This window comes from Gluconobacter sp. Gdi, assembly GCF_014132155.1.
Taxonomy (GTDB): Bacteria; Pseudomonadota; Alphaproteobacteria; order Acetobacterales; family Acetobacteraceae; genus Gluconobacter.
The window spans coordinates 1-1,967 of sequence record NZ_BLJQ01000035.1 but is presented as its reverse complement, the minus strand read 5'-3'; the positions used below and the strand labels follow the sequence as shown (position 1 = coordinate 1,967).

Sequence of the window (1,967 nt, the reverse complement as noted above, 5' to 3'; positions counted from 1 at the left end):
CCAGTCCTGCGGACCGTCCGGGGAGGCACGTTCCACGACGGCGGCCTCGCATCCAGCGTTCAGTCTGACAGTCGCCGTGCCAGTCCGTAAAGCCACTGCACATCCCTCGGCGGCAGGTGTCAGGCCCGCGTCTGCTGCAGGGCCGCACGCGACCCCGCATCAGCCGCAAACCTGCCCCCCTTGCTCAGGACGCTCCGGGCTTGACGGCCTGTCCCGTCGCCCGTCTTGGCCAGTGGCAGGATGGGCTCAGGAAAACGCCACCGTCGTTCCACTCTCGTCGCCGTCAGTGTGCTCGCCGCACGGGCAGGATGGGTCTAGGAAAACATCAAATACCCTTTCAGTAATCAACAAATAAAACGCCTTTACATTCAGTTTTATTTCTTCGGAAATGGCGGTTTTCTGCCGTTTTTTGTTGACTGCCACCAAGTAAAAACCTATTATCTATTCATGGACAGAGGCAATAACGCCGAACAAGTCCAGTCGATACGTTCCCTAATTCTTGGAGGCTCTCATGGCTGGTTCCGTTAACAAAGTCATTCTCGTTGGCAACCTTGGTAAAGACCCGGAAGTCCGCAATACGCAGTCCGGGTCCAAGGTTGTGAGCTTTCCTCTGGCAACGTCTGACACATGGAACGACCGCCAGAGCGGCGAACGCCGTGAGCGCACCGAATGGCACCGGGTCGTCATCTTCAATGAGCGTCTGGGGGACGTCGCAGATCGGTTCCTCCGTAAAGGCCGCAAGGTCTATCTCGAAGGCGAACTCCGCACCCGCAAATGGACCGGTCAGGACGGTCAGGAGCACTACACCACAGAGGTTGTTATTGACCGTTTCCGGGGTGATCTGGTGCTGATCGACAGCAACCGGGGCAACAGCGATGAAGGCGAGGGCGGCTTTGCTGGTGGAAGCAATGGCGGCCGGTCCGGGGGATCGTCTGGCAACGGAAACCGCAATGCGGGCTGGGACGCACCGGGCGGGAACGACCTCGATGACGAAATCCCATTTTGAGTGCCGGGGAGAAGGGGCATAGTGCCAGATGAACAAAGACCGCCTCATGGCGCTGCTGCCCCCGCCGCAGCGCTCCAAACACAAGGAAGACCGCTACAAGGCGATTGCCAGCGTCCTTCAGACATTCGCCCTCAGCGCGTGGGGGCTCGGCATCGTGACCCCGCTCATCTCCGGGACAGGACCGTTGACCCCCATGCGTGCCGTCACCTGCTTTTTTCTGGGAGCCGCGCTTGAGGCAATTTCTTTGACTTTTCTGGCGTATATCCCCTATCCTGAGGACAAGACGGAGGCGAAAACCAATGGATAACGTAACCCAGAGTATCCTGTTTATTCTTCTTCCTGCCGCTGCTTTCACCATCGGTCTGGGGCTTGCGATCGGACCCATCGCGTCCCGGCTGGCAAAGCTGCGAACGTCCCATCATTGACACCGACAGGCGGCCTCCGGGCCGCTTTTTTTTGTCCGCTCGTCCGGTTCAGTCAGGCGGGCGCGCCTCGTCGGCGCGAAGTGTCTTGCCCCCAGTGCTCGCCCCCCACAGGGGGGCTGCGCCAGGACAGAGAAAAAGACTAGACTCGCCCCATGTCACGACAAACAGTCATCCGCATCGGTGCGCTGAGTATCCAGCTCGCCATTCTTCTTCTGATCTGGCAGGGCTTTCTGCATCCCATCAGGGGAGGTCTGCTCGTGCTTGCCGTCGGGTTTGCCGCGTTCTTCCTCACGCGGGACTCTTCAGGCAGAAATCAGGGCCGTCAGTAGAAAAAGCAAAAGAAGGATCGGGGCGGCCCTGACGGGTTCGTTCACCCTATTCCGCTAGGCTCCTGCGTCGCCAAGCTCCACCGAGCCACAGGGTCCAGCCGCCCTTGATCGGGCGTCTGGCCCCTGCGTCTCGGCCCTTCCGGGTAACGGTTCACCCGCATTCTTTTCCGATGACGGACGGTCCTGGTGTGGGTGATCGGTTCGTGA

4 protein-coding genes are annotated in these 1,967 nt (G+C 59.8%); all 4 read left to right on the top strand.

The annotated features are described in order from the left end of the window. The first annotated feature begins 511 nt into the window (after positions 1-511). The 4 genes from ssb to JN414_RS16240 all read left to right on the top strand — a co-directional run bounded on the left by ssb (position 512) and on the right by JN414_RS16240 (position 1,760). Positions 512-1,006, top strand: a complete 495-nt coding sequence (ssb, locus tag JN414_RS16250; protein WP_202208853.1) for a single-stranded DNA-binding protein — start codon at positions 512-514, stop codon at positions 1,004-1,006. A 28-nt stretch (positions 1,007-1,034) separates the two neighbouring features. Then, a complete protein-coding gene (locus tag JN414_RS16245; RefSeq protein ID WP_010505526.1) occupies positions 1,035-1,313 on the top strand; it encodes a hypothetical protein in 279 nt (92 codons plus the stop codon). Next, on the top strand, positions 1,306-1,431 hold the full coding sequence (locus JN414_RS17185) for a hypothetical protein (RefSeq protein ID WP_255494207.1): 126 nt from the start codon (positions 1,306-1,308) through the stop codon (positions 1,429-1,431). The genes JN414_RS16245 and JN414_RS17185 overlap by 8 nt, the downstream gene beginning before the upstream one ends. A 152-nt stretch (positions 1,432-1,583) precedes the next feature. Then, on the top strand, positions 1,584-1,760 hold the full coding sequence (locus JN414_RS16240; RefSeq protein WP_156471966.1) for a hypothetical protein: 177 nt from the start codon (positions 1,584-1,586) through the stop codon (positions 1,758-1,760). Positions 1,761-1,967: the final 207 nt, after the last annotated feature.